At 63.7% G+C, this 20,497-nt stretch carries 24 protein-coding genes; 12 read left to right on the forward strand and 12 right to left on the reverse strand.

All coding sequences use genetic code 11. The annotated features are described in order from the left end of the window. Positions 1-136: 136 nt before the first annotated feature. On the forward strand, positions 137-856 hold the full coding sequence (locus J5M58_RS16660) for a 1-acyl-sn-glycerol-3-phosphate acyltransferase (RefSeq protein WP_207878767.1): 720 nt from the start codon (positions 137-139) through the stop codon (positions 854-856). 64 nt (positions 857-920) lie between these two features. Then, the gene (locus J5M58_RS16665) at positions 921-1,892 is read left to right on the forward strand and encodes a magnesium and cobalt transport protein CorA (RefSeq protein ID WP_015269363.1); all 972 of its coding nucleotides are present in this window, start codon (positions 921-923) and stop codon (positions 1,890-1,892) included. Between the two features lie 132 nt (positions 1,893-2,024). On the opposite strand, the gene J5M58_RS16670 is transcribed toward J5M58_RS16665, so the two are convergent. Then, positions 2,025-2,756 carry an amidotransferase gene (locus tag J5M58_RS16670; protein WP_112251836.1) on the reverse strand — a complete coding sequence of 244 codons (732 nt, stop codon included), beginning with the start codon at positions 2,754-2,756 and terminating at the stop codon, positions 2,025-2,027. 526 nt (positions 2,757-3,282) lie between these two features. Between J5M58_RS16670 and J5M58_RS16675 the strand changes: the two genes are divergently transcribed. After that, positions 3,283-4,083 carry a cytochrome c gene (locus J5M58_RS16675; protein ID WP_207878769.1) on the forward strand — a complete coding sequence of 267 codons (801 nt, stop codon included), beginning with the start codon at positions 3,283-3,285 and terminating at the stop codon, positions 4,081-4,083. A 122-nt stretch (positions 4,084-4,205) separates the two neighbouring features. On the opposite strand, the gene J5M58_RS16680 is transcribed toward J5M58_RS16675, so the two are convergent. The 4 genes from J5M58_RS16680 to J5M58_RS16695 form a co-directional block, all read right to left on the reverse strand. After that, positions 4,206-4,538, reverse strand: coding sequence for a ribonuclease E inhibitor RraB (locus J5M58_RS16680; RefSeq protein WP_003260395.1), 333 nt, complete (start codon positions 4,536-4,538; stop codon positions 4,206-4,208). Positions 4,539-4,714: 176 nt separating this feature from the next. Next, the gene (locus J5M58_RS16685; RefSeq protein WP_112251834.1) at positions 4,715-4,951 is read right to left on the reverse strand and encodes a hypothetical protein; all 237 of its coding nucleotides are present in this window, start codon (positions 4,949-4,951) and stop codon (positions 4,715-4,717) included. Positions 4,952-5,154: 203 nt separating this feature from the next. After that, positions 5,155-7,230 carry an LTA synthase family protein gene (locus J5M58_RS16690; protein WP_112251833.1) on the reverse strand — a complete coding sequence of 692 codons (2,076 nt, stop codon included), beginning with the start codon at positions 7,228-7,230 and terminating at the stop codon, positions 5,155-5,157. Between the two features lie 241 nt (positions 7,231-7,471). Next, positions 7,472-7,663 (reverse strand): PLDc N-terminal domain-containing protein, encoded by a 192-nt coding sequence (locus tag J5M58_RS16695; RefSeq protein ID WP_012271091.1) that lies wholly within the window; start codon positions 7,661-7,663, stop codon positions 7,472-7,474. Between the two features lie 126 nt (positions 7,664-7,789). Between J5M58_RS16695 and J5M58_RS16700 the strand changes: the two genes are divergently transcribed. Next, complete coding sequence (locus J5M58_RS16700; protein WP_112251832.1) at positions 7,790-8,728, forward strand: ZIP family metal transporter; 939 nt, start codon at positions 7,790-7,792, stop codon at positions 8,726-8,728. Positions 8,729-8,852: 124 nt separating this feature from the next. Here the strand turns inward: J5M58_RS16700 and J5M58_RS16705 are convergent, their stop codons facing one another. Both J5M58_RS16705 and J5M58_RS16710 read right to left on the reverse strand, forming a co-directional pair. Continuing rightward, positions 8,853-9,383, reverse strand: coding sequence for a hypothetical protein (locus tag J5M58_RS16705; protein WP_207878771.1), 531 nt, complete (start codon positions 9,381-9,383; stop codon positions 8,853-8,855). A 60-nt stretch (positions 9,384-9,443) separates the two neighbouring features. Continuing rightward, the gene (locus J5M58_RS16710; RefSeq protein ID WP_207878772.1) at positions 9,444-9,968 is read right to left on the reverse strand and encodes an ankyrin repeat domain-containing protein; all 525 of its coding nucleotides are present in this window, start codon (positions 9,966-9,968) and stop codon (positions 9,444-9,446) included. Between the two features lie 265 nt (positions 9,969-10,233). Between J5M58_RS16710 and J5M58_RS16715 the strand changes: the two genes are divergently transcribed. Next, positions 10,234-10,506: a DUF3509 domain-containing protein gene (locus J5M58_RS16715; protein WP_112251830.1), complete on the forward strand. Its 273-nt coding sequence runs from the start codon at positions 10,234-10,236 to the stop codon at positions 10,504-10,506. Between the two features lie 111 nt (positions 10,507-10,617). On the opposite strand, the gene J5M58_RS16720 is transcribed toward J5M58_RS16715, so the two are convergent. The 3 genes from J5M58_RS16720 to aroC all read right to left on the reverse strand — a co-directional run bounded on the left by J5M58_RS16720 (position 10,618) and on the right by aroC (position 13,533). Beyond that, positions 10,618-11,154, reverse strand: coding sequence for an oxidase (locus J5M58_RS16720; protein ID WP_112251829.1), 537 nt, complete (start codon positions 11,152-11,154; stop codon positions 10,618-10,620). Then, positions 11,154-12,308 carry an MFS transporter gene (locus J5M58_RS16725; RefSeq protein WP_207878774.1) on the reverse strand — a complete coding sequence of 385 codons (1,155 nt, stop codon included), beginning with the start codon at positions 12,306-12,308 and terminating at the stop codon, positions 11,154-11,156. The genes J5M58_RS16720 and J5M58_RS16725 overlap by 1 nt, the downstream gene beginning before the upstream one ends. A gap of 133 nt (positions 12,309-12,441) precedes the next feature. Further along, positions 12,442-13,533 carry a chorismate synthase gene (aroC, locus tag J5M58_RS16730; protein ID WP_112251827.1) on the reverse strand — a complete coding sequence of 364 codons (1,092 nt, stop codon included), beginning with the start codon at positions 13,531-13,533 and terminating at the stop codon, positions 12,442-12,444. 236 nt (positions 13,534-13,769) lie between these two features. Between aroC and J5M58_RS16735 the strand changes: the two genes are divergently transcribed. Together J5M58_RS16735 and J5M58_RS16740 are read left to right on the forward strand one after the other, a co-directional pair. Next, a complete protein-coding gene (locus J5M58_RS16735) occupies positions 13,770-14,732 on the forward strand; it encodes an alpha/beta hydrolase (RefSeq protein WP_112251826.1) in 963 nt (320 codons plus the stop codon). A gap of 201 nt (positions 14,733-14,933) precedes the next feature. Next, complete coding sequence (locus tag J5M58_RS16740) at positions 14,934-15,716, forward strand: hypothetical protein (RefSeq protein ID WP_207878776.1); 783 nt, start codon at positions 14,934-14,936, stop codon at positions 15,714-15,716. A 109-nt stretch (positions 15,717-15,825) separates the two neighbouring features. On the opposite strand, the gene prmB is transcribed toward J5M58_RS16740, so the two are convergent. Continuing rightward, positions 15,826-16,734: a 50S ribosomal protein L3 N(5)-glutamine methyltransferase gene (prmB, locus tag J5M58_RS16745; RefSeq protein WP_112251824.1), complete on the reverse strand. Its 909-nt coding sequence runs from the start codon at positions 16,732-16,734 to the stop codon at positions 15,826-15,828. Between the two features lie 180 nt (positions 16,735-16,914). Between prmB and J5M58_RS16750 the strand changes: the two genes are divergently transcribed. The 5 genes from J5M58_RS16750 (at position 16,915) to J5M58_RS16770 (ending at position 19,692) form a co-directional block, all read left to right on the forward strand. Next, complete coding sequence (locus J5M58_RS16750) at positions 16,915-17,505, forward strand: cysteine hydrolase family protein (RefSeq protein WP_025338152.1); 591 nt, start codon at positions 16,915-16,917, stop codon at positions 17,503-17,505. Positions 17,506-17,589: 84 nt separating this feature from the next. Beyond that, positions 17,590-17,910 (forward strand): hypothetical protein, encoded by a 321-nt coding sequence (locus tag J5M58_RS16755; protein ID WP_024086500.1) that lies wholly within the window; start codon positions 17,590-17,592, stop codon positions 17,908-17,910. A gap of 174 nt (positions 17,911-18,084) precedes the next feature. After that, the gene (locus J5M58_RS16760) at positions 18,085-18,645 is read left to right on the forward strand and encodes a Smr/MutS family protein (RefSeq protein ID WP_103462871.1); all 561 of its coding nucleotides are present in this window, start codon (positions 18,085-18,087) and stop codon (positions 18,643-18,645) included. A 70-nt stretch (positions 18,646-18,715) separates the two neighbouring features. Next, positions 18,716-19,261 (forward strand): GTP cyclohydrolase I FolE, encoded by a 546-nt coding sequence (folE, locus tag J5M58_RS16765; RefSeq protein ID WP_013971502.1) that lies wholly within the window; start codon positions 18,716-18,718, stop codon positions 19,259-19,261. 59 nt (positions 19,262-19,320) lie between these two features. Continuing rightward, on the forward strand, positions 19,321-19,692 hold the full coding sequence (locus J5M58_RS16770; protein WP_112251822.1) for a glutaredoxin: 372 nt from the start codon (positions 19,321-19,323) through the stop codon (positions 19,690-19,692). Between the two features lie 131 nt (positions 19,693-19,823). Here J5M58_RS16770 and J5M58_RS16775 read toward each other — a convergent pair whose 3' ends face one another. After that, positions 19,824-20,426 carry a glutathione S-transferase family protein gene (locus J5M58_RS16775; RefSeq protein WP_103462872.1) on the reverse strand — a complete coding sequence of 201 codons (603 nt, stop codon included), beginning with the start codon at positions 20,424-20,426 and terminating at the stop codon, positions 19,824-19,826. Positions 20,427-20,497: the final 71 nt, after the last annotated feature.

Raw genomic sequence — 20,497 nt, forward strand, 5'->3', positions numbered from 1 at the left:
CCAACCTTGAAGGTGTGGCGATCCTGTGGGAGCGGGTTCACCCGCGAAAGGGCCATCACAGGTTCGCACCTCAGGGTTTGCCCCGACCAGTGCACATCCGTACACTCCCCGGCGACTGTCTGGTGTGAGTCGTACCATGCTTTATTCATTGCGCATGTTCCTGCTGGCGCTGCATTTCCTTGTGGTTGGCGCCCTGGGCCTGGTCATTGGCCTGTGCCGCCCCTTCAACCCCGACAACAGCCGCGTGTTCGCCCGCCTCTACAGCCTGCCGGCCACCTGGCTGATGCGAATCAGGGTCAAGGCGGAAGTCGGCCCGCTATGGGATCACCCGCCAGGCTGCGTGATCGTCGCCAACCACCAGTCCAACTACGATCTGTTCGTGTTGGGCCAGGTGGTGCCCCAGCGCACTGTCGCCATCGGCAAGAAAAGCCTGGGCTGGATCCCGCTGTTCGGCCAGCTGTTCTGGCTGGGTGGCAACGTGCTGGTCGACCGCAAGAACGCCTACCAGGCGCGCAAGGCCATGCAGAAGACCACCCGGGTACTGCAGGACGACACCTCGATCTGGATTTTCCCCGAAGGCACGCGCAATCCCGGCGAGCACCTGCTGGCCTTCAAGAAAGGTGCATTTCACATGGCCATCGAGGCCGGCGTGCCGATCGTGCCGGTATGCGTCAGCCGCTATGCCGGGCGCCTGAACCTGAACAGCTGGCGCCAGCGCACGGTGATTGTGCGCTCGCTGCCACCGATCGCAACGACGGGCATGACCCTGCAGGACCTGCCGGCGCTGATCGAACAGTGCCGGGGGCAGATGCAGCAATGCATCGACCGCATGGAAGGGGAACTGGCCAAGCGCTAGGTTGCTCTTGAGCCCACTACAGCCCAAGCTGTAACCCGTGTCCAACCGGAATAAGCGAACAACCATGGGTCGAGTCGTGGCATCGGCGGTGTACAGCGCCGGCAGAAAGGTCACCAACATCAGCATCGATGAAGGCAGCGAGTGGGCCCGCAAGCCGGGGCACTTTGTGTGGATCGGCCTGGAAGAGCCCAACGCAGAGGAACTGGCCAACCTGCAGTGCCAGTTCAACCTCCACGAACTGGCCATCGAAGACGCCCTGGAAAAACACAGCCGCCCCAAGCTGGAAACCTTCGGTGACGCCCTGTTCATCGTCACCTACTCGCCGGTGCGCCACGAAGGCAAACTGGAGTTCATCGAAACCCACATCTTCGCCGGCAACGGCTACATCATCACCTGCCGCAACGGCCACTCCAAATCCTATGCCCTGGTGCGCCAACGCTGCGAGGCGCGGCCGTTGCTGCTGGAGCATGGCGAAGATTTCGTGCTGTATGCCTTGCTCGACTTCGTCACCGAGAACTACCAGCCGGTCAGCGAGGCCATTCATGGCGAGATCGAAGAGCTCGAGCAGAGCGTGCTTGGCGGTTCGCTGCAAGAGGACGATATCCGCCGCTTGCACAGCTTGCGCCGCGATATCCTGCGCCTGCGCCGCTACGTGGCACCGATGGTGGAAGTGAGCGAGGAGCTGCAGCGCCTGAGCTTCCCGTTCATCGACAAGAACATGCGCCCGTACTTCCGTGATGTGCAGATCCACGTGACGCGGCAAATGGAAGACCTTGCCGGCATCCGCGACATCGCCAGCCAGACCATCGAGATCGGCATGCTGCTGGAGTCGTCACGGCAGAGTATCGTGCAGCGCAAGTTCGCGGCCTGGGCGGCGATCCTGGCATTCCCCACGGCAATTGCCGGGGTGTACGGGATGAACTTCCAGAACATGCCGGAGCTGGGGTGGCACTACGGGTATTTCGGGGTGCTGGGGGTGATCGGGCTGGGCTGTACCGCTTTGTATGCCAGCTTCAAGAAATCGGGCTGGCTTTGAGATTGTCGGGGCCGCTTTGCGGCCCATCGCGACACAAGGCCGCTCCTACAGGGGACCGCCTCAGTCAGGTTATTCGCGATCCCTGTAGGAGCGGCCTTGTGTCGCGATGGGCTGCAAAGCAGCCCCCAGCCATCACGCTGCAGAATCTTTGCGCACCGGCTGCTGGATAAACCGCAACATCCACTCCCCCACCAGGTCGCCCTGGTGCTCGGTGGCCAGGCTGGCCACGGCTTTGTGGTACACCTCATCACCCAGATACTCCTGGCGCGCATCGAGCAGCGCACGGGAGTAGTCGTGCACGAACTCGGGGTGCCCCTGGAAGCACAGCACCTGGTCACGAATGTGGTACGCAGCGTTCGGGCAGAAGTCGCTGGAGGCGATCACCGTGGCGCCTTCAGGCAACTCGGTCACCTGGTCCTGATGGCTGATCAGCAAGGTCAGCTCCGACACCTCCGGGTCCATCCACGGCGCATGGGCCGCCAGTGAATAGCGATGGATACCCACGCCCCAGCCCTGTTCGGCACGCTCGGCCTTGCCACCCAGAGTCAACGCCAGCAACTGGTGGCCGAAACACACACCCAGCAGCTTCTCGCCACGCTCGTACAGTTTCAGCAGGTAGGCCTTCAGGGTCTGGATCCACGGGTCGGTACCAAACGAGTCGGCTTTGCTGCCCGTCACCAGATAGGCATCGAACACTTCGCTGTCGGCGGGGTAATCGCCGTTCATCACGTTGTACACACGAAATTCAGCGGCGATCGGCTGACGCGAGAAGAGCTGCTCGAACATCCTGCCGTAGCCCTGGTACTGCGCGGTCAACTCCGGTCGCAGGACATCGGTTTCAAGGATGCAGATGCGTAACGACATAGGGATAGTCCTGAACGACATAGGTGGGAATCTGCTGTAGAGACTGACGCGAAAGGCACGTACAAGCAAGTAGGCCGCACTGACGAACGGTCACATTTCGTCGGTGACTTGCTGGCACTTGCGCCACCGTCTAGCGAGAGCATGCCAGCCGAATGGCAATTGGCCTCATAGCCAGAAGAAATCAATTATCAGCAGGGTTAGAACAAAGGGTTCTCAAACATGGATGACGTACACCCTACTGTTGGTTGTATATCCACTTTCAAGAGGCAGCAGTCAAGGCGTCACCAACGCTACTGCGATCGACCCGAAGCGCGACAGGGAAGCCAACGGGTATTCAGGAATAACAACAAGAAGGCGGTCCGCCATGTTCAGACAATCGAAAATTCGCCAAGCTGGGCTGATTCTCTTCGCCACGACTTTGCTGCTGATCCTGCCGAACCTCACACGTTTGTTCGGCTGACTGCCGCTGTGGCGTCAACAGGCAACGCACAGGTAACCTGCTGGCCTTGATGGTCGGAGATTACCCATGCGCCATTGCCTTGCACTGTTAGTGTTGCTCCTGAGCCTGCCGCTGTCGGCGGCGCAACTGCACCTTGAACTGGGTGCCACGACGCGCCAGTGGAGCAGTGCCGAACTGCTCGACCACCCGCAAGCCCGGGACATCAGCATCGACCAAGACGTTTCCTACAAGCAGCCCATGCGTTACCGGGCGGTGCCGCTGGCCGTGCTGCTGGACGGTGTGAGCGCCAACGACCACCTGCAGGCGGTGGCGCTGGACGGTTTTGCCGCCGAAATGCCAGCGGCGCCACTATTGCAGCACGGGCCGGCACAGGCCTGGCTGGCGGTGGAGGAGCCGGGCCGGCCATGGCCACCGCTGGGCCAGGGCAAGCCGAGTGCGGGGCCGTTCTACCTGGTGTGGACTGCACCGCAGGCCAGCGGCATCCGCCCGGAGCAGTGGCCGTTCCAGATTTCCACCATTCGCAAGCTGGCCTCTGTCGACGCGCGTTTCCCGGCATTGCTGCCCGACCCGAAGCTGCCGGCTGACAGCCCGGTGCGCCGGGGCTTTGCCTTGTTCCAGCAGAACTGCCTGGCGTGTCACCGGCTGAACGGCGCGGGGGATGCGCAGGTGGGGCCGGACCTGAACGTGCCGCATAACCCGACCGAGTATTTTCGGCCTGAATATCTACGCCAGCTGATTCGTGACCCGCAGAGCCTGCGGCAGTGGCCGCAGGCGAAGATGCCGGGGTTTGCGGAAAGTGTCTTGAGTGAGCCGGAGCTGGATGAGTTGCTGGCCTATTTGAGGCATATGGCTGGGCGCAGGCCTTGAGAAACTGGGGCGCTTTGCGCCCCTTTCGCGACACTAGGCCGCTCCTACAAGGGTACGCGCACGCCTGTAGGAGGGGCCTTGTGTCGCGATGGGCCGCAAAGCGGCCCCAAATTCCCAAAATCTCAGGCTATGGGCCGCTCCTGCTTGACCCCCCACCCTTCCACCTCACCGCCATAAGGTGTCACCAGCTGCTCGAAGGCCTCTTCGAAGTCGCCAATCCCGCCATGGGTGGCATACATGACCTTGCTCAGTTCCAGATGCCAGGCACCGTCGCCCAACTCCTTAACCTGGGCATTCAGCGATTCACCGCGAAACTGCCCGGCCGCGCGGCGGGCCCCTGCTTCGTCGGGGAATATGGCGTAGAACTCGATGGGGTGGATCTGGGTGAAGTCGAAACCGCCTGCCTTCATCTGGCGCAGGACGTTGCTGCTGATATCGTCGTTCTGGCTGCTCATGAAACGTCCTCCTGAATAATGCGATGGATAGACTTTCCGTGCACTACGCACCTGCCGGCAGCGGCCGGGCAGTTCGAGCTGATGCAAGACGCGAAGGGATGCGGTGCCAGCCCGCAGAAAAGGCCGGCACCTTCATGCAGCGTAGTGCCTGCCAGGGCACCACGCAAACGTGTGGTTCAGGGCGTTTCCTGGATGCTGGTGATGGTCACGCCACTCTGTTCCTTGAGCCAGCGTGCGGTGGGTGAAACAGTGCGGTCCTGGAAGTCGTTGAGGTCCAGCTCGTCCATCACCGGGAACAGGTGCGAACGGATGGCCCGCGCAGCATCCTCCTCGCTGGGGCACTGGTCGCCGCGCAGCGTCAGGGTGGTGAGCACGCCTTTCTGATCGGCAAAGATGACTTCCCACTCTTTCATCGAACGACCCCTCTCAGTCAACGAACATCGGGTGTGTGATGCCTGAATAAATGACCTTGGGGCGGTGAGAATGTTCAGTCTGTGCCGGCCTCTTCGCGGGTAAACCCGCTCCCACAGGGATATCACTGCCCTCGGACCCTGTGATATCCCTGTGGGAGCGGGCATGCCCGCGAATGGGCCGCAAAGCGGCCTCTGTTGCAGCCTTACTTCGGTGTGCCGTGCACCACACCGGCGGTGTTATCCAGCAGGCTCTTGGTCGCGGTCTGGATATACGCTTCCAGCTTCTTCAGCATTTCCGGCTGGTCCGGGCTTTCGATCAGCTCGGCCTTGAACTCGCTGCCCAGCTGGTAGCGGTACATGCGCGGGGTCATGTCCTTGGACTCGATCAGAATGCGGTCGCCCTGCACCAGGCCGACGATCTGCTCGCTGCCCGATGGCTTGATCATGCCCACGCCCTGGTCGCCCTCAGGCAGGTTGAGCAGGTCGCGGCCCCAGCACTGGTGACGAGCCTGGCCACCCAGGCGGCCCATGATGGTCGGCACGATGTCGACCTGGGTGCCCACGGTGTGGTTGACCGCACCGAACTTCTCCTGGATGCCCGGGGCAATCAGCAGCAGCGGCACGTTGAAGCGGCCCAGGTCCAGCTCGGTGACCTGCTGGTGGTTGCCAAAGCCATGGTCGCCAACGATGACGAACAGGGTCTCCTTGAAGTACGGCTCCTTGCGCGCCTTCTCGAAGAACTGCCCCAGCGCCCAGTCCGAATAGCGCATGGCGGTCAGGTGCTCGTCCAGGCGGCCCTGGCCGGTTACCGGCTCTACCGGCAGGTCCTTGGGTAGCGCGTACGGGGTATGGTTGGACAACGTCTGCAGCAGCGCGTAGATCGGCTTCTTGCCATCGTGCTTTGCCAGCTCTTCGTTGCCGCGGTCGAACATGTCCTGGTCGGAAACGCCCCAGGTCGGGTCGGAGAACACCGGGTTGACGAAGTCGTTACGGCCAATGAAGGTGGTCATGCCCTGGTTGCCGAAGAAACCGGACTGGTTGTCCCAGGCGAAGTCGCCGTTGTAGACGTACACATCGTCGTAATCGCGGGCGCTGAGCAGGGCTGGCAGCCCGGACAGCTTGTGGCCGCCTTCCGGGGTCTGCATCAGGTATTCGAAGCCTGGCAGGTTGGGGAAGCAGGCCATGGTGGCGAACATGCCCTGGTGGGTATGGGTGCCGTTGGAGAAGAAGCGGTCGAACAGCAGGCCCTCTTTGGCCAGCTTGTCGAAGTACGGGGTGATGTTGTTGGGGCTGCCCAGCGCGCCCACCGAGTGGCCGGCGAAGCTTTCCATCAGGATCACCACCACGTTCTTGATCGGCAGGGTGCGCTCGGCCGGCGGCACGAAGTCGCGGCGGATGGCAGCCTCGTCGGCATCGACCAGGGTGTCGTTGGCAGTCAGCAGCTGCTCGCGCACGCTCTGCGTGGCCACGTCCTGCTCCAGCACCGGCTTCCAGATATTGGCGCGGTCTTCGCCGAAGCGGCTCTTGGCAGCATCGATCAGGGTCAGCGTGCCGTTCAGGCCCAGCTGGTTGACGAAGTTGGAATCGGTGGTGAAGGCATCACCCCAGCGCATTGGCGGGCCCTGGCGCAGGGTGCCACGGGCGGCGACCACGGCCACCAGCAGGATCACCATGAACACTGCCAGGCGGTTGTACCACGGCGCCGCGCGGCGCTGCAGGGTGACCTCGCCGGCGCCGTTGCCCCGGGTGATGCGGTCGATGCCCTTGAACAGCAAGCTCAGCAGCCAGGTGCCGAACAGCCAGGCCAGCAGGTAGCGCACCACCGGGAAGCCGTACCAGAGCATGCTCAGCACGGTCTTCGGGTCTTCCTTGATGTACTGGAACACCAGACCGTTGAGGCGCTGGTGGAACTCGCGATAGAAGTCCAACTCCATCAGGCCGAGGAACATCACCACGCTCGAGGTGATGGTCAGCCAGAAACGGAACAGGCCACGGCGGGCCATGGCCCAGGGGCTGAGGATGGCCAGCAGCAGCGGAATGCTGATGTACACCACCACGCGCAGGTCGAAGCGCAAGCCGTTGAGGAAGCCTTCGGCGACGGTCGCGCTGGGGGTATCGCCGATCATGTCGCTGTTGTAGACCAGCAGCGCCAGGCGCACGAGGCTGAGCATCAGCATGATCACCAGGCCGCTGAGCAGGGTGTAGGCCAGGTGGGATTTCAGGGTGGGCGAGAACGACGCTCGCGCGCCCCGTTGCTTCAAGGCGTCCGGGTTAGCCATGAATGGGAAGGTCCTAGGATTGCGGGTTTGCGGAGATGGCGCAGGTGTATACCAACGCAGCATTGTGCGGGTGCGGATTCTGTTTAAACCAATGTGAAAATTTTGTCACGGGGGTGTTGCCGTTTTTGTCCCTGATGGCCTCTTCGCGGGTGAACCCGCTCCCACAAGTACTCCACTCCCCTCAGGCCCAGTGATATCCCTGTGGGAGCGGGTTTACCCGCGAAGAGGCCAGCACAGGCATTCAGATCCGCACATTCCCCCGCGGCCCGGCGATCGCCCAGATAACCAGGCCCACCACCGGCAGCAAGGCGATCAGCAGGATCCACAACACCTTGATGCCCACTTCACTGCCACTCTTGATCACATTGAGGATGGCCCAGATATCCAGCGCCAGAATGATCAGCCCGACCAGGCTGTTGAACGTCGACCCCATGCCAAAACTCCTGTCAAAGGCTGTTGCTGCACAGCATAGTCAGCTATCACGTCAATAGAAGGGAATCCTTGGCCGTTTGCGTGGGTCACTGCTTAAACTGCTGTATCCATCGATTTCGAGGTTGCCATGCCCCCCGCCCATACCCACAGCGTCGCCCTGCCCTCGCCCGTCAGCGCCTGGCGCCAACAGATGCACGAAAACCCCTGGATTGGTGCAGGCCTGGCCCTGAGCATGCTGGTGGTACTGGTACTGCTGGGGGCGAGCCTGTGGAACGCGGTGAACGGCGACCACGCCGATAATCTTCACCTGGCCGCACTGGGCGGGCTGTCCGGCTTTGGCGCCACGGCGCTGGGCGCGGTGCTGGCGGTGGTGCTGCGCGATGTCAGGGCACGCACCCAGGATGTGATGCTGGGTTTTGCCGCCGGCATGATGCTGGCGGCCAGTTCGTTTTCGCTGATTCTGCCAGGCCTGGACGCCGCCCGCGAGATCACCGGCAACGGCCCGGCTGCGGCCTTTACCGTGGTGCTGGGCATGGGCCTGGGCGTGCTGCTGATGCTGGGCCTGGATCGCTTCACCCCGCATGAACACGAGAGCACCGGCCCTTGTGGCCCAGAAGCCGAGCGCATCAGCCGGGTGTGGTTGTTCGTGCTGGCGATTACCCTGCACAACCTGCCTGAGGGCATGGCCATTGGCGTGAGCTTTGCCAATGGCGACATGAACATCGGCCTGCCGCTGACCAGCGCCATCGCCATCCAGGACATCCCCGAGGGGCTGGCCGTGGCGCTGGCCTTGCGCGCTACCGGGCTGTCGAACCTGAAGGCCGCGCTGGTGGCGATCGGGTCGGGGCTGATGGAGCCGCTGGGTGCGGTGATCGGCCTGGGGATTTCGACCGGCTTTGCCCTGGCCTACCCGGTGAGCATGGGGCTGGCGGCGGGGGCGATGATCTTTGTGGTGAGCCACGAGGTGATTCCCGAAACCCACCGCAATGGGCATCAGACAGCCGCGACCCTCGGGTTGATGGGTGGGTTTGCGGTGATGATGTTCCTGGATACTGCGCTGGGCTGAAGATTCAGATTGCCTGAGCCGGCCTCTTCGCGGGTAAACCCGCTCCCACAGGGATATCACTCCCCTCAGGCCCAGTGATATCCCTGTGGGAGCGGGTTTACCCGCGAAGAAGCAGAAGATGAAATCAGATGTACACGGCGACCTTCAGGGCCTCCAGGGCCGGCTCGACCTTGATCCCCACCTCTGCCCCCAGCTCCAGCACCCGCGCCAGGTCGTTCTGCCCCACCATCACCATCTGCAGCTCGTCATCCAGCAACTGGCTGAAGTTGAGCAGCACGTAACCACCCGCCTCTTTGTTCAGCGCCCCCATCTGCACCTGGATGCGGTTGAGTGCGGTCAGCGGCTCGGTGCGGGCCAGTTGCTTGGGCTTGAGGGTGAACGGCACGCTCTGGTCGAACGAATCGCTGATCTGCTGAAACAGCTCCTGGTAGCTGTCGGCCTGGAACACCACGGTGTCCGGCAGGCTGCCCAGCACCACCCATTCGCCCAGGGGGATGGGGAAGCTGTCGTCGTAGTTGATGTCGGGGTTGGCGGACAGGAACGCGGCGGGGTCGGCGTAGGCCTGGGCGGCCTCGTCGGCGATGCGCTCGATGTCTTCCTCACGCATGCAGCCAGCGGCAATGAGGCGGATGAATTCGAGCAACTGAGTTTTCATGAAAGGGGGCCTGCGACGGGTGAAAAGTCGCCAAGGATAGCCGCAAATGCCCCCTTGCGGTTAGCCGGCCAGCACTTGCAGGCGCGCTGCAGCGTCCACGGCGCCCATGGTTTGCGCTGCCATCAGCGCGGTGGAACCACGGGCATCCTGACGGGCCGGGTCGGCACCCTGGGCCAGCAGGTAGTCGAGGATTTCGCTGCGGTTGAACATGGCGGCCAGCATCAGCGCGGTGCGGCCATCCTGCGCGGTAGCGTCCACCGGTACGCCGTGCTCCAGCAACAGGCGGATCATGGCCAGGTCGCCCTTGAACGCAGCGCCGGCGATGGGCAGCTGGCCGTTATCGTTGGCAATCAGCGGGTCGGCGCCATGCGCCAGCAGCACCCGCACTGCATCGTGGTGGCCGTGGTAGCTGGCCAGCATCAGCAGGGTGTCCCCCTTGTGATTGCGCAAGTTGGGCGGCAGGCCGCTGGCCAGCAGGCGCCCGAGCATCTCGGCATCGCCCTGGCGGGCACGCTCGAACACCTGCTCGGCAAAGGCGGCTGTTTCGTCGTCGGTCATGGTGGCGGGCGTGGGTTGGCTGGACATTTGGAACCTCCTGGCAGAAATCGTTGCCCAAGTTTTTGTCAGGCAAGGCTGCCGGGTCAAAGGTTCAGATTCTATCGGGCCGATAGCTGGCGGCGAGTCGTGCAATATGCACTGTGCAAAATGCACGACCGTGCAGGTTGCACGACAACGCTTTCAGCAGATAAACGCAACCTACTGAATTCAAAGAGATTTTTCAGAAAAAACATCCTGGCACGGTCACTGCAAACATCAACTCATGTCTGCCACGCAACAGCCAGGAGTTGATATGGACCTCATCCAGGAAAAGTTCGTTTCGGTATTTTCGGCCTATCAGGTGGATACCCAGGCCCGCCCCGACGGCGGGGTGATGCTGACCCTGCGCGCTGCTGACGGCAAGGTCACCCGCCGGGTGTTGACCTATGCGCAACTGCACAGCGCCGAGCAGCTTTCGTGGGCGATCAGTGCGATTCGCCGGGATCTGGCCGAGCAGGCCAGCGAGTTGCCGGTGATTTCGATGCTGCAGAGCCAGCAGCGGTTTGCCTTGCCGACTTATCGCTAAGTTTTGAGTTGGTTGATCTGGCCTCTTCGCAGCGCAAGGCTGCTCCTACAGGTACCGGTAACACTGGCCCTGTAGGAGCAGCCTTGTGCTGCGAAGAGGCCGGCAAAGCCATCACAATTCATCAATGCCCAGGAACGCCCGCGCAGTCACATCGCCGGTAAACCTCGGCTGCATACCCTGCTCACTGCCATACAACCGTAACGCCAGGCAAAACGGTGTATCGCCCAGCTCGACCCAGCGCCGGGTCCCCGCCGGCATCACCAGCTGGTCACCCTTCTCGCACAGCACCGAATACACCCAATCCCCCAAACGCAGGCCAACCTGTGCCCGCCCGCTGACCACGGCAAACACCTCGTCGGCGTCATGCACATGCTCATCGCGCACATCCACCTGCGCCGGGGCCTCACCATCACGGTTGAGCACCACGAAGGCCTTGCTGCCATGCGCGGTCATCAACTGGTCCAGGTGCTCGCGACAAGCCTCCAGCACCTCATCCTGAGCCGTGCCCGGGCGCACCCGCAGGCCATGCTCGGCATGGGCGAAGCGCACGCCCTGCTCGGCCAGGGTGACGACGATATCGTCGTGGTGGGTCAGCACCTTGTTCGGCAGGTCCGGGCTGGAGGGGTGGAAAACGCAGAGAATGCTCATCAGGGACGGGTCCTGGTCGGTTGCGAACAAAGGGCAATGATAACGGCTGCAGCCAAGGCTGCGGCACTGGCCATACCAAAGGTGAAGGTGGGGCCCAGCAGGTTCCAGCTGTAGCCCGAATACAACGCCCCCAGCGCACCACCGGTGCCCGACAGCGCCGCATAAAGCGCCTGGCCCTGGCCCTGCTGACGGGCGCCGAAGCTGGCCTGGACGAAAGCGATGCTGGCGGCATGGAAGCAGCCGAAGGTGGCCGCGTGCAGCACCTGGGCGAAAACCAGCACCGCCGGCTCATCGGCCAGGTTGCCCAGCAACAGCCAGCGCAGCGCCGCCAGCACGAAGCTGGCCAGCAGCACCCGCTGTACCGAAAAACGCGCGAAGATGCGGCTCATGGCCATGAACACCAGTACTTCGGCCACCACCCCCAGTGCCCACAGCAAACCGATGGCACCCCGGGCATAGCCCAAGTGTTCCAGGTGCAAGGTGAGGAAGGTGTAGTACGGCCCGTGACTGAGCTGCATAAGGGCCACGCAGGCGTAGAACGCGACCACCCCGGGCGCCCGAAGCTGCTGCAGGAAACCACCCGCGCCGCTGCGCTCGCCCTGCTCCGCTGGCTGGGCATTGGGCACCCACAGGCTGGCGGCGACGATGCCGGCCATGATCGTGACCAGCGCCACCGGGTAGATATCCAGGCTCAGCCACTCGAACAGCCGGCCCAGGCCGACCACGGTGAGGATGAAGCCGATCGAGCCCCACAGGCGCACCTGGCTGTAGCGCGCGGTCTGCCCGTGCAGGTGGGCCAGGGTGATGACCTCGAACTGCGGCAGCACCGCATGCCAGAAGAATGCGTGCAGGGCCATGACCAGCGCCAGCCAGGCGTAGCTTTTGCCAAGGAAGATCAGGGCGAAGGTGGCCAGGGTAGATAGCGCGCCCAGGCGCACGATCAGCAGGCGCTGGCCGGTGCGGTCGCCCAGCCAGCCCCACAGGTTGGGGGCGATGCAGCGCATCAACATCGGAATGGCCACCAGCTCGCCGATGCGTGCCGCAGAGAAGCCCAGGTGGTCGAAGTACAGCGCCAGGAACGGGGCGGTGGAGCCGAGCAGGGCGAAGTAGAACAGGTAGAAGCTGGACAGGCGCCAGTACGGGATTGGTTGCATGGGGGTGGCCTTGTGGGGACCTGTGCCGGCCTCTTCGCGGGTGAACCCGCTCCCACAGGTACCTCACTGCCCTCAGGCCCAGTGATATTCCTGTGGGAGCGGGTTTACCCGCGAAGAGGCCGGTACTGGCGAATCAGAGCTGGCCCAGCACCGGGGTATTCACCTTCACATCGGCATTTTGCGCGCGGTGGCGCAGCAGATGGTCCATCAGCACGATGGCCATCATCGCCTCGGCGATCGGCGTGGCGCGGATGCCCACGCACGGGTCGTGGCGGCCTTTGGTGATGACGTCCACCGGGTTGCCGTCGACATCGATGGAGCGGCCCGGGGTGGTGATGCTGGAGGTCGGCTTCAGCGCCAGGTGGGCAACGATCGGCTGGCCCGAGGAAATACCGCCGAGGATGCCGCCGGCATTGTTGCTGAGGAAGCCTTCCGGCGTCATTTCGTCACGGTGCTCGGTGCCGCGCTGGGCCACGCTGGCGAAGCCGGCGCCGATTTCCACGCCCTTGACCGCGTTGATGCTCATCAGCGCGTGGGCCAGTTCCGCGTCCAGGCGGTCGAAGATAGGCTCGCCCAGGCCCGGCATGACGCCTTCGGCGACCACGGTGATCTTGGCACCCACCGAGTCCTGGTCACGACGCAGCTGGTCCATGTAGGCCTCCAGCTCGGGCACTTTGCTGGGGTCAGGGCTGAAGAAAGCGTTCTGCTCCACCGCCTCCCAGGCCTTGAACGGGATTTCGATCGGGCCCAGCTGGCTCATGTAGCCGCGCACGGTGATGCCCTGGGTGGCCAGGTACTTCTTGGCGATGGCACCGGCGGCCACGCGCATGGCGGTTTCACGGGCCGAGCTACGGCCACCGCCGCGGTAGTCGCGGATGCCGTACTTGTGGTGGTAGGTGTAGTCGGCGTGGGCCGGGCGGAACAGGTCCTTGATCGCCGAGTAGTCCTTGGATTTCTGGTCGGTGTTGCGAATCAGCAGGCCGATCGAGCAGCCAGTGGTGCGGCCTTCGAACACGCCGGAGAGGATTTCCACCTCGTCGGCTTCCTGGCGCTGGGTGGTGTGCCGGCTGGTGCCGGGCTTGCGCCGGTCGAGGTCGTGCTGCAGGTCGGCGAGGGAAATTTCCAGGCCCGGTGGGCATCCATCGACAATGGCGACCAACGCCGGGCCATGGCTCTCGCCAGCGGTGGTGACAGTGAACAGCTTGCCGTAGGTATTGCCGGACATGGACGCTCCGCGAGATCTGCCTGAAGTGAACGAAAGCGGCAGTATACAGATGGATTGATCGACTGTGCTGGCCTCTTCGCGGGTAAACCCGCTCCCACAGAGTCATCACAAGATGCGAAAATTGTGCTGTACCTGTGGGAGCGGGTTTACCCGCGAAGAGGCCGAACCTGCATGCACGGTCCGAGAACCTTCCCACCCACACTGGGTCAAACCTTCATCTCCCCAAGTAGTACCGCATGATGTCGCGCCTCGTCGCCCTCTTCTTCCTCCTGTGTACCAGCCTGGCCCAGGCCGCCGCCCCCACTGTGCTGCAGCGCCCGATCGACCTCGACACCGGCCAGGGCGTGCTGCACGGCAGCCTGCTGCTGCCGCAACAGGCCACCCCGCCGCCGGTGGTGCTGATCATCGCCGGCTCCGGCCCCACCGACCGTGACGGCAACAACCCGGCGTCAGGCCGGGTCGACAACCTCAAGCGCCTGGCCCTGCTGCTGGCCAGCGAGCACATCGCCAGCGTGCGTTACGACAAGCGCGGGGTGGCCGCCAGCCAGCCGGCCACGCCCGACGAGCGTGACCTCAGCGTGGATCGCTACGTGGCCGACGTGGTCGCCTGGAGCCACAAGCTCAAGGCCGACCCACGCTTCGGCCCGTTGATCCTGATCGGCCACAGCGAAGGCGCGCTGATCGCCAGCCTGGCCGCCGAGCAGGCCGGCGCCAGCGCGGTGATTACCCTGGCCGGCAGCGGTCGGCCGCTGGCCGAGGTGCTGCGCGAGCAACTGGCCCAGCGCCTGCCGCCGGCGCAACTGGCCGGCGGCAGTGCCCTGCTCGACCGCCTGCAGGCCGGACAGACCAGCCTGGAGGTACCGGCGCCGCTGCGCCAGGTGTTCCGCCCCAGCGTGCAGCCCTACCTGATTTCGCTGTTCCAGCAGAACCCGGCGGCGGCCTTTGCCCGGCTGCCCATGCCCGCGTTGATCGTGCAGGGGCGCAACGATGTGCAAGTGAGCGTGGTCGACGCCGAACGGCTGAAGGCGGCCAAGCCGGACGCCCAACTGGTGCTGATCGATGGCATGAACCACATGCTGCGCATCAGCCCCAAGGCGATGAGCCAGCAGCGCGAAAGCTACCTCAACCCTGAACTGCCGCTGGCCAGGGAGCTTGGCGAGCAGATTGTGACGTTTATTCAGCATTTGCCTTCTGCCTGAGCCTCAGGTCTTGGCCGGTACGGCCGATAATTTCGGTATCAGCGGAACATTGGGGCCGCTGGCGCGCCCCATCGCCGGCAAGCCAGCTCCCACAGGAATACCACAGGCCTGAATGCCATGCGGTCCCTGTAGGAGCTGGCTTGCCGGCGATGGGCTGCACAGCAGCCCCTGCCGCATGCTCGTATCCAAGGACAAGCCCTGATGACAACCGCCCCCGCCGCCGTAGAGCCGGCCGAAGAGCCCGAGGAAACCGCCGCCCTGCCCTGGGCCGAGCTGGCCGTCGAACATTTCCAGCTGTTGCGCCTGGCCGCCCTGCCCACCGACCGCAACACCGGCGCGCGGCCGCTGCGCTTTGTGCAGTTCGGCTATGCCGAGCGCCATGACCAGGCCCACAGCCTGTTGCGCATGGAAGTCCAGCTGCCCGGGCAGAAGGTACACAAGGAAAAGAACCGCCTGGACATACGCGTCGACCACGCCACGCGCCTGGTGCGCATTGGCGATGAACATGGCCTGCAACTGGAACCTTTGAACCGTGGCCTGGGCCGTTTCCTGCTGGCCCAGGCCGCGCAGTGGCTGCAGCGCAAGTGGTCGCACTACCGGATCGAGGGCATGGCGCTGCCGAGCAAGGATGCGCTGAACGAAGACTCACGCCTGCGTCGTGACCACTGCCTGCGCGGGGTGGGGATCGAGGTGGAATACGAGGACAGCCAGCACCTCAAGGGCCGTACCGTGGAAATGACGGTGGGCCAGCTCAAGGGCGCGTGGAACAGCGAGCGCTTGCAGCGAGTGGAGATACTGGATGCTGCCGGCCTGCTGCAGCAGGCTGACCAGCAATTGCAAGAGAAGGAAGGGCAACTGCGTGAGCGGGATGAGCGGGTAGCCAAGTACCAGCGTGAAGACAGTGGGCTGCGCTTTACCATTACCTGCCTGGTGGCGTTTGCGGTGTTCCAGGCGGGGTTGCTGATCTGGATTGCCACGCGCTGACGCCGCGTCGCCTGCTTCGCGGGCTTGCCCGCTCCCACAGGAACTGCGTCGCACCTAAGGGCAACGCCATACCTGTGGGAGCGGGTTTACCCGCGAAGAGGCCATGAAATCAGACCCGGGCCTTGAACAGTTCCTGATGCTGGCGGCACTGCTCGGCAGTCAGCATGAACACCCCGTGCCCGCCGCGCTCGAATTCCAGCCAGGCAAAGTCCACCTCAGGGTACAGCGCCTCGACATGCACCTGGCTGTTGCCCACCTCGACAACCAGCAAGCCCTTGTCGGTCAGGTGGTCCGCCGCTTCGGCCAGCATGCGCCGCACCAGGTCCAGGCCATCGTTGCCGCAGGCCAGGCCCAACTCCGGCTCGTGGTGGTACTCGGCCGGCATGTCGTCGAAGTCCTCGGCATCGACATACGGCGGGTTGGACAGGATCAGATCGAAACGCTGCCCCGGCAAACCGCCAAAACCGTCGCCTTGCACGGTATACACGCGCCCGTCCAGGCCGTGACGTTCGATGTTCTGGTTGGCCACTTCAAGCGCTTCGAACGACAGGTCGGCCAGCACTACCTCGGCCTCGGGGAAGACGTCGGCGGCAACGATGCCGATGCAGCCAGAACCGGTGCACAGGTCGAGAATGCGCGCCGGCTCGCTCGCCAGCCACGGCTCGAAGCGTTTCTCGATCAGCTCGCCAATCGGCGAACGCGGCACCAGCACGCGCTCGTCGACGATGAACGACATGCCGCAGAACCAGGCTTCGCCCAACAGGTAGGCGGCCGGCACGCGCTCTTCGATACGGCGCTTGAGCAGGTGCTGCAGGCGTACCCGCTCGTCGTCCTCGAGCATGCAGTCCAGGTAGCTGTCGGCCACCTCCCACGGCAGGTGCACCGCCCCCAGAACCAGCAGGCGGGCCTCGTCCCAGGCGTTGTCGGCACCATGGCCGAAGAACAGGTCGTGCTCGTGGAAGCGGCTGACCGCCCAGCGGATGTAGTCGCGCAGCGTGCGCAGGCGGGATGTGATCACGGGGTACTCCTAATTCAGACCGGACAAAAGTCTAACAGCCCCACCCGCACATTTGTTCCTTTGCCTTGCCCAATGGCTAGCCACAAGCCAGTAACCATGCCGCTTGCGTTGTCAACCATTCCCATTGGCGCCAAGGCAGGGGAGAATAGGTATACAAAAGCCCTATCCAAGGAGCCCTTGATGTCCGTTCCAACCACGATGTTTCGCCTCACTGGCCGCGATTACCCGCCGGCCAAGCTGAGCCACGCCAGCCTGATCATCATCGATGCGCAAAAGGAGTACCTCAGCGGGCCCCTGGCGCTGTCGGGCATGGACGAGGCCGTGGCCAACATCGCCAGGTTGCTCGACGCCGCGCGCAAGAGCGGCCGTCCGATCATCCACGTCCGCCACCTGGGCACTGTCGGTGGCCGCTTCGACCCACAAGGGCCGGCCGGCCAGTTCATTCCGGGGCTGGAGCCGCTGGAAGGCGAAATCGTCATCGAAAAGCGCATGCCCAACGCATTCAAGAACACCCAGCTGCATGAAACCCTGCAGGCGCTGGGCCACCTGGACCTGATCGTCTGCGGCTTCATGAGCCACTCCAGCGTCAGCACCACGGTACGCCGCGCCAAGGACTATGGTTACCGCTGCACCCTGGTGGAAGACGCTTCGGCTACCCGCGACCTGGCATTCAAGGATGGGGTGATCCCGGCCGCGCAGATCCACCAGTGCGAAATGGCCGTGATGGCCGACAACTTCGCTTGCGTGGCCCCCACCGCCAGCCTGATCTGATCAGCCAGGCAACCGCCCGGCAGCCGGGCGGAACCCGATGGGTGACCCCAGGTCCAATTCCGGATATCCACAGAGGAGAGCGGAATGAAGCTCAAAGGCAGTTTCGACGCCAAGCGCCTGCGCCCGCGCGAACCGCGTAACTGGGGCGCCCGCCTGGCGGCCGGCCTGTCGGCCATGCTGGCGACCCTGGGCGTGCTGCTGGCGATGGCCGGCGTCGCCGGCCTGCTGGGCAACTACCCTGCCCTGGCGGAGCTCAATGCCAACAAACCGCTGGCCGGCATCCTCACCGTGGCCGGCTTGCTGCTGCTGTGGCTGGGCGTGCGCTTCTGGCGGCGCAGCCGCATTCGCCTGCGCCGCGGGCGGGAACTGAACCTGTCGCCGCACCTGATGAAAAAACACGACTGATAATTTTTTGTCGCCTGTGCGGGCCTCTTCGCGGGTAAACCCGCTCCCACAGGGCCCCCACTGCCCTCCGGTCCGGTGATATCCCTGTGGGAGCGGGTTCACCCGCGAAAGGGCCGGCACAGGCTGCACAAGGCCCCACAGTCGCGTAAACTACGCCGCCCACGTGGAGGCATCATGCAAGACGACGATTTTTCCCTGTTCAAGGCCGAAGTGCGCGGTGTCAAACCGATCCGCCACGACCGCGCCGAAGTCGGCAAGCCCAAGGCCGACCGCCAGAAGCTGGCCGGCCTGCGCCAGGCGGCGACGGTGCGCAGTGACAAGGCGCTGGTGATCGACGGCATGTCCGACCAGTTCGTCATCGACGTTGGTGCCGAAGACGAGCTGATGTGGCGCCGCGATGGCGTGCAGGAAGGCCAGCTGCGCAAGCTGAAGCTGGGGCAGATCCCGTTCGAGGGCAGCCTCGACCTGCACGGCATGACCGTGGAAAAGGCCCGCGAAACCCTGTGGGACTTCATCGCCGAAGCCACCAAACTGGAAGTGCGCTGCGTGCGGGTGACCCACGGCAAGGCCGCGCGCCTGGACGGCAAGCGCCCGATGATCAAGAGCCACGTCAACACCTGGCTGCGCCAGCACCCGCAGGTGCTCGGTTTTGCCTCGTGCAACGCCCGCCACGGCGGCACCGGCGCGGTGTATGTGATGCTCAAGCGAACCATGCTCGAAGGCCGCGACGAGTAACGCCGCGCTTGCAGCGCCGCCCTCACCGCCGTACCCTTCGTTTTTGCGATTTTTTCCCACAGGTAGATCCATGTCCCTGGAACAGAACTACACCGAGATCCTCAGCCAGATTGGCGAGGACGTCTCCCGTGAGGGCCTGCTCGACACGCCCAAGCGGGCTGCAAAGGCGATGAAGTACCTTTGCCGCGGTTATGAGCAAACACTGGAAGAAGTCACCAACAACGCGCTGTTCAGCTCTGACAACAGCGAAATGGTGCTGGTCCGGGACATCGAGCTGTATTCGATGTGCGAACATCACATGCTGCCGTTCATCGGCAAGGCGCACGTGGCCTACCTGCCCAAGGGCAAGGTACTGGGCCTGTCGAAGGTGGCGCGCATCGTCGACATGTACGCCCGCCGCCTGCAGATCCAGGAAAACCTCAGCCGCCAGGTTGCCGAGGCCGTGCAGCAGGTAACCGGTGCCGCCGGCGTTGCCGTGGTCATCGAAGCCAAGCACATGTGCATGATGATGCGCGGTGTCGAGAAGCAGAACTCGACCATGATCACCTCGGTGATGCTGGGTGAGTTCCGCGAAAACGCCGCCACCCGCAGCGAGTTCCTCAGCCTGATCAAGTGATTGGCTGCTGACCCCGAGCCGACCCTGCCGGGTCGGCTTTTTCATTTCAGGAGTTGCCCATGATCGTCAAAGCCCTGCGGGTTGGCCTCGGCCAGCTCATCGTGTTCGGCGACTGGATCAGCCGCCCGGCCAAGCGCAAGCGCGACGCCGCCGCCCAGGCCCGCGTCGAGCAAGCGGCCCAGGGCCTGGCGCTGTACCAGTTCCACGCCTGCCCGTTCTGCGTCAAGACACGCCGCACCCTGCACCGTTTGAACGTGCCGGTGGCGCTGCGCGATGCCAAGAACAACCCGGTGCACCGCCAGGCCCTGCAGGAAGGTGGCGGCCGGGTGAAAGTGCCGTGCCTGCGCATCGAAGAAGCGGGCAAGGTGACCTGGATGTATGAGTCCAAGGCGATCATTGCCTATCTGGATGAGCGGTTCGCTTCGGCCTGACAGTTTGTAGATTTCCTGTACTGGCCCTATCGCCGGCAAGCCAGCTCCCACAGGTACCCCGCTGACCTCAGGTCCAGTGATATCCCTGTGGGAGCGGGTTCACCCGCGAAGAGGCCGGCACAGGCTAGAAACTAGCCCACCATCGGCACATGCCGTGGGTGGCTGCTGACCCGCTCCAGCCACGCCCGCACCGCCGGGTAGTCGGCAAGGTCGAACCCGCCCTGCTGCGCCACATGGGTGTAGGCGTACAACGCCACATCGGCAATCGAATACTGCTCGCCGACCAGGTACGGCGTCATCTGCAGCTGCCGCTCCATCACCCTCAACGCCTTGTAACCGCCCTTGTGCAGCTTGCGGTACTCCTCCAGGCGCTCATCCGGCAACCCCAGGTAGAACTGGATGAAACGCGCCACGGCAATGTACGGCTCATGGCTGTACTGCTCGAAGAACTGCCACTGCAACACCTGGGTGCGCAGGCGCGGCTCGGTGGGCAGGAACTCACTGCCATCGGCCAGGAAGTTGAGAATGGCATTGGACTCCCACAGGTAGCTGCCGTCTTCCAGCTCCAGCACTGGCACCTTGCCGTTGGGGTTCATCGCCAGGAACTCGGGCGTTTCGGTCTCGCCCTTGAGGATGTCCACCGGGTGCCATTCGTACGGCCGGCCCAGCAGGCTCAACATCAGCTTGATCTTGTAACAGTTGCCCGACTGGTAGTCGCCATAGACCTTGTACATCGCCCTTCCACTCCCAAGCAGTTCTGCATTTGCGCCCAATAGTTGGCGACTGTACGGCTAAAAGCAATGGC

Origin of the sequence: Pseudomonas sp. 32_A, assembly GCF_017490905.1 — a bacterium.
Classification (GTDB): Bacteria; Pseudomonadota; Gammaproteobacteria; order Pseudomonadales; family Pseudomonadaceae; genus Aquipseudomonas; species Aquipseudomonas inefficax.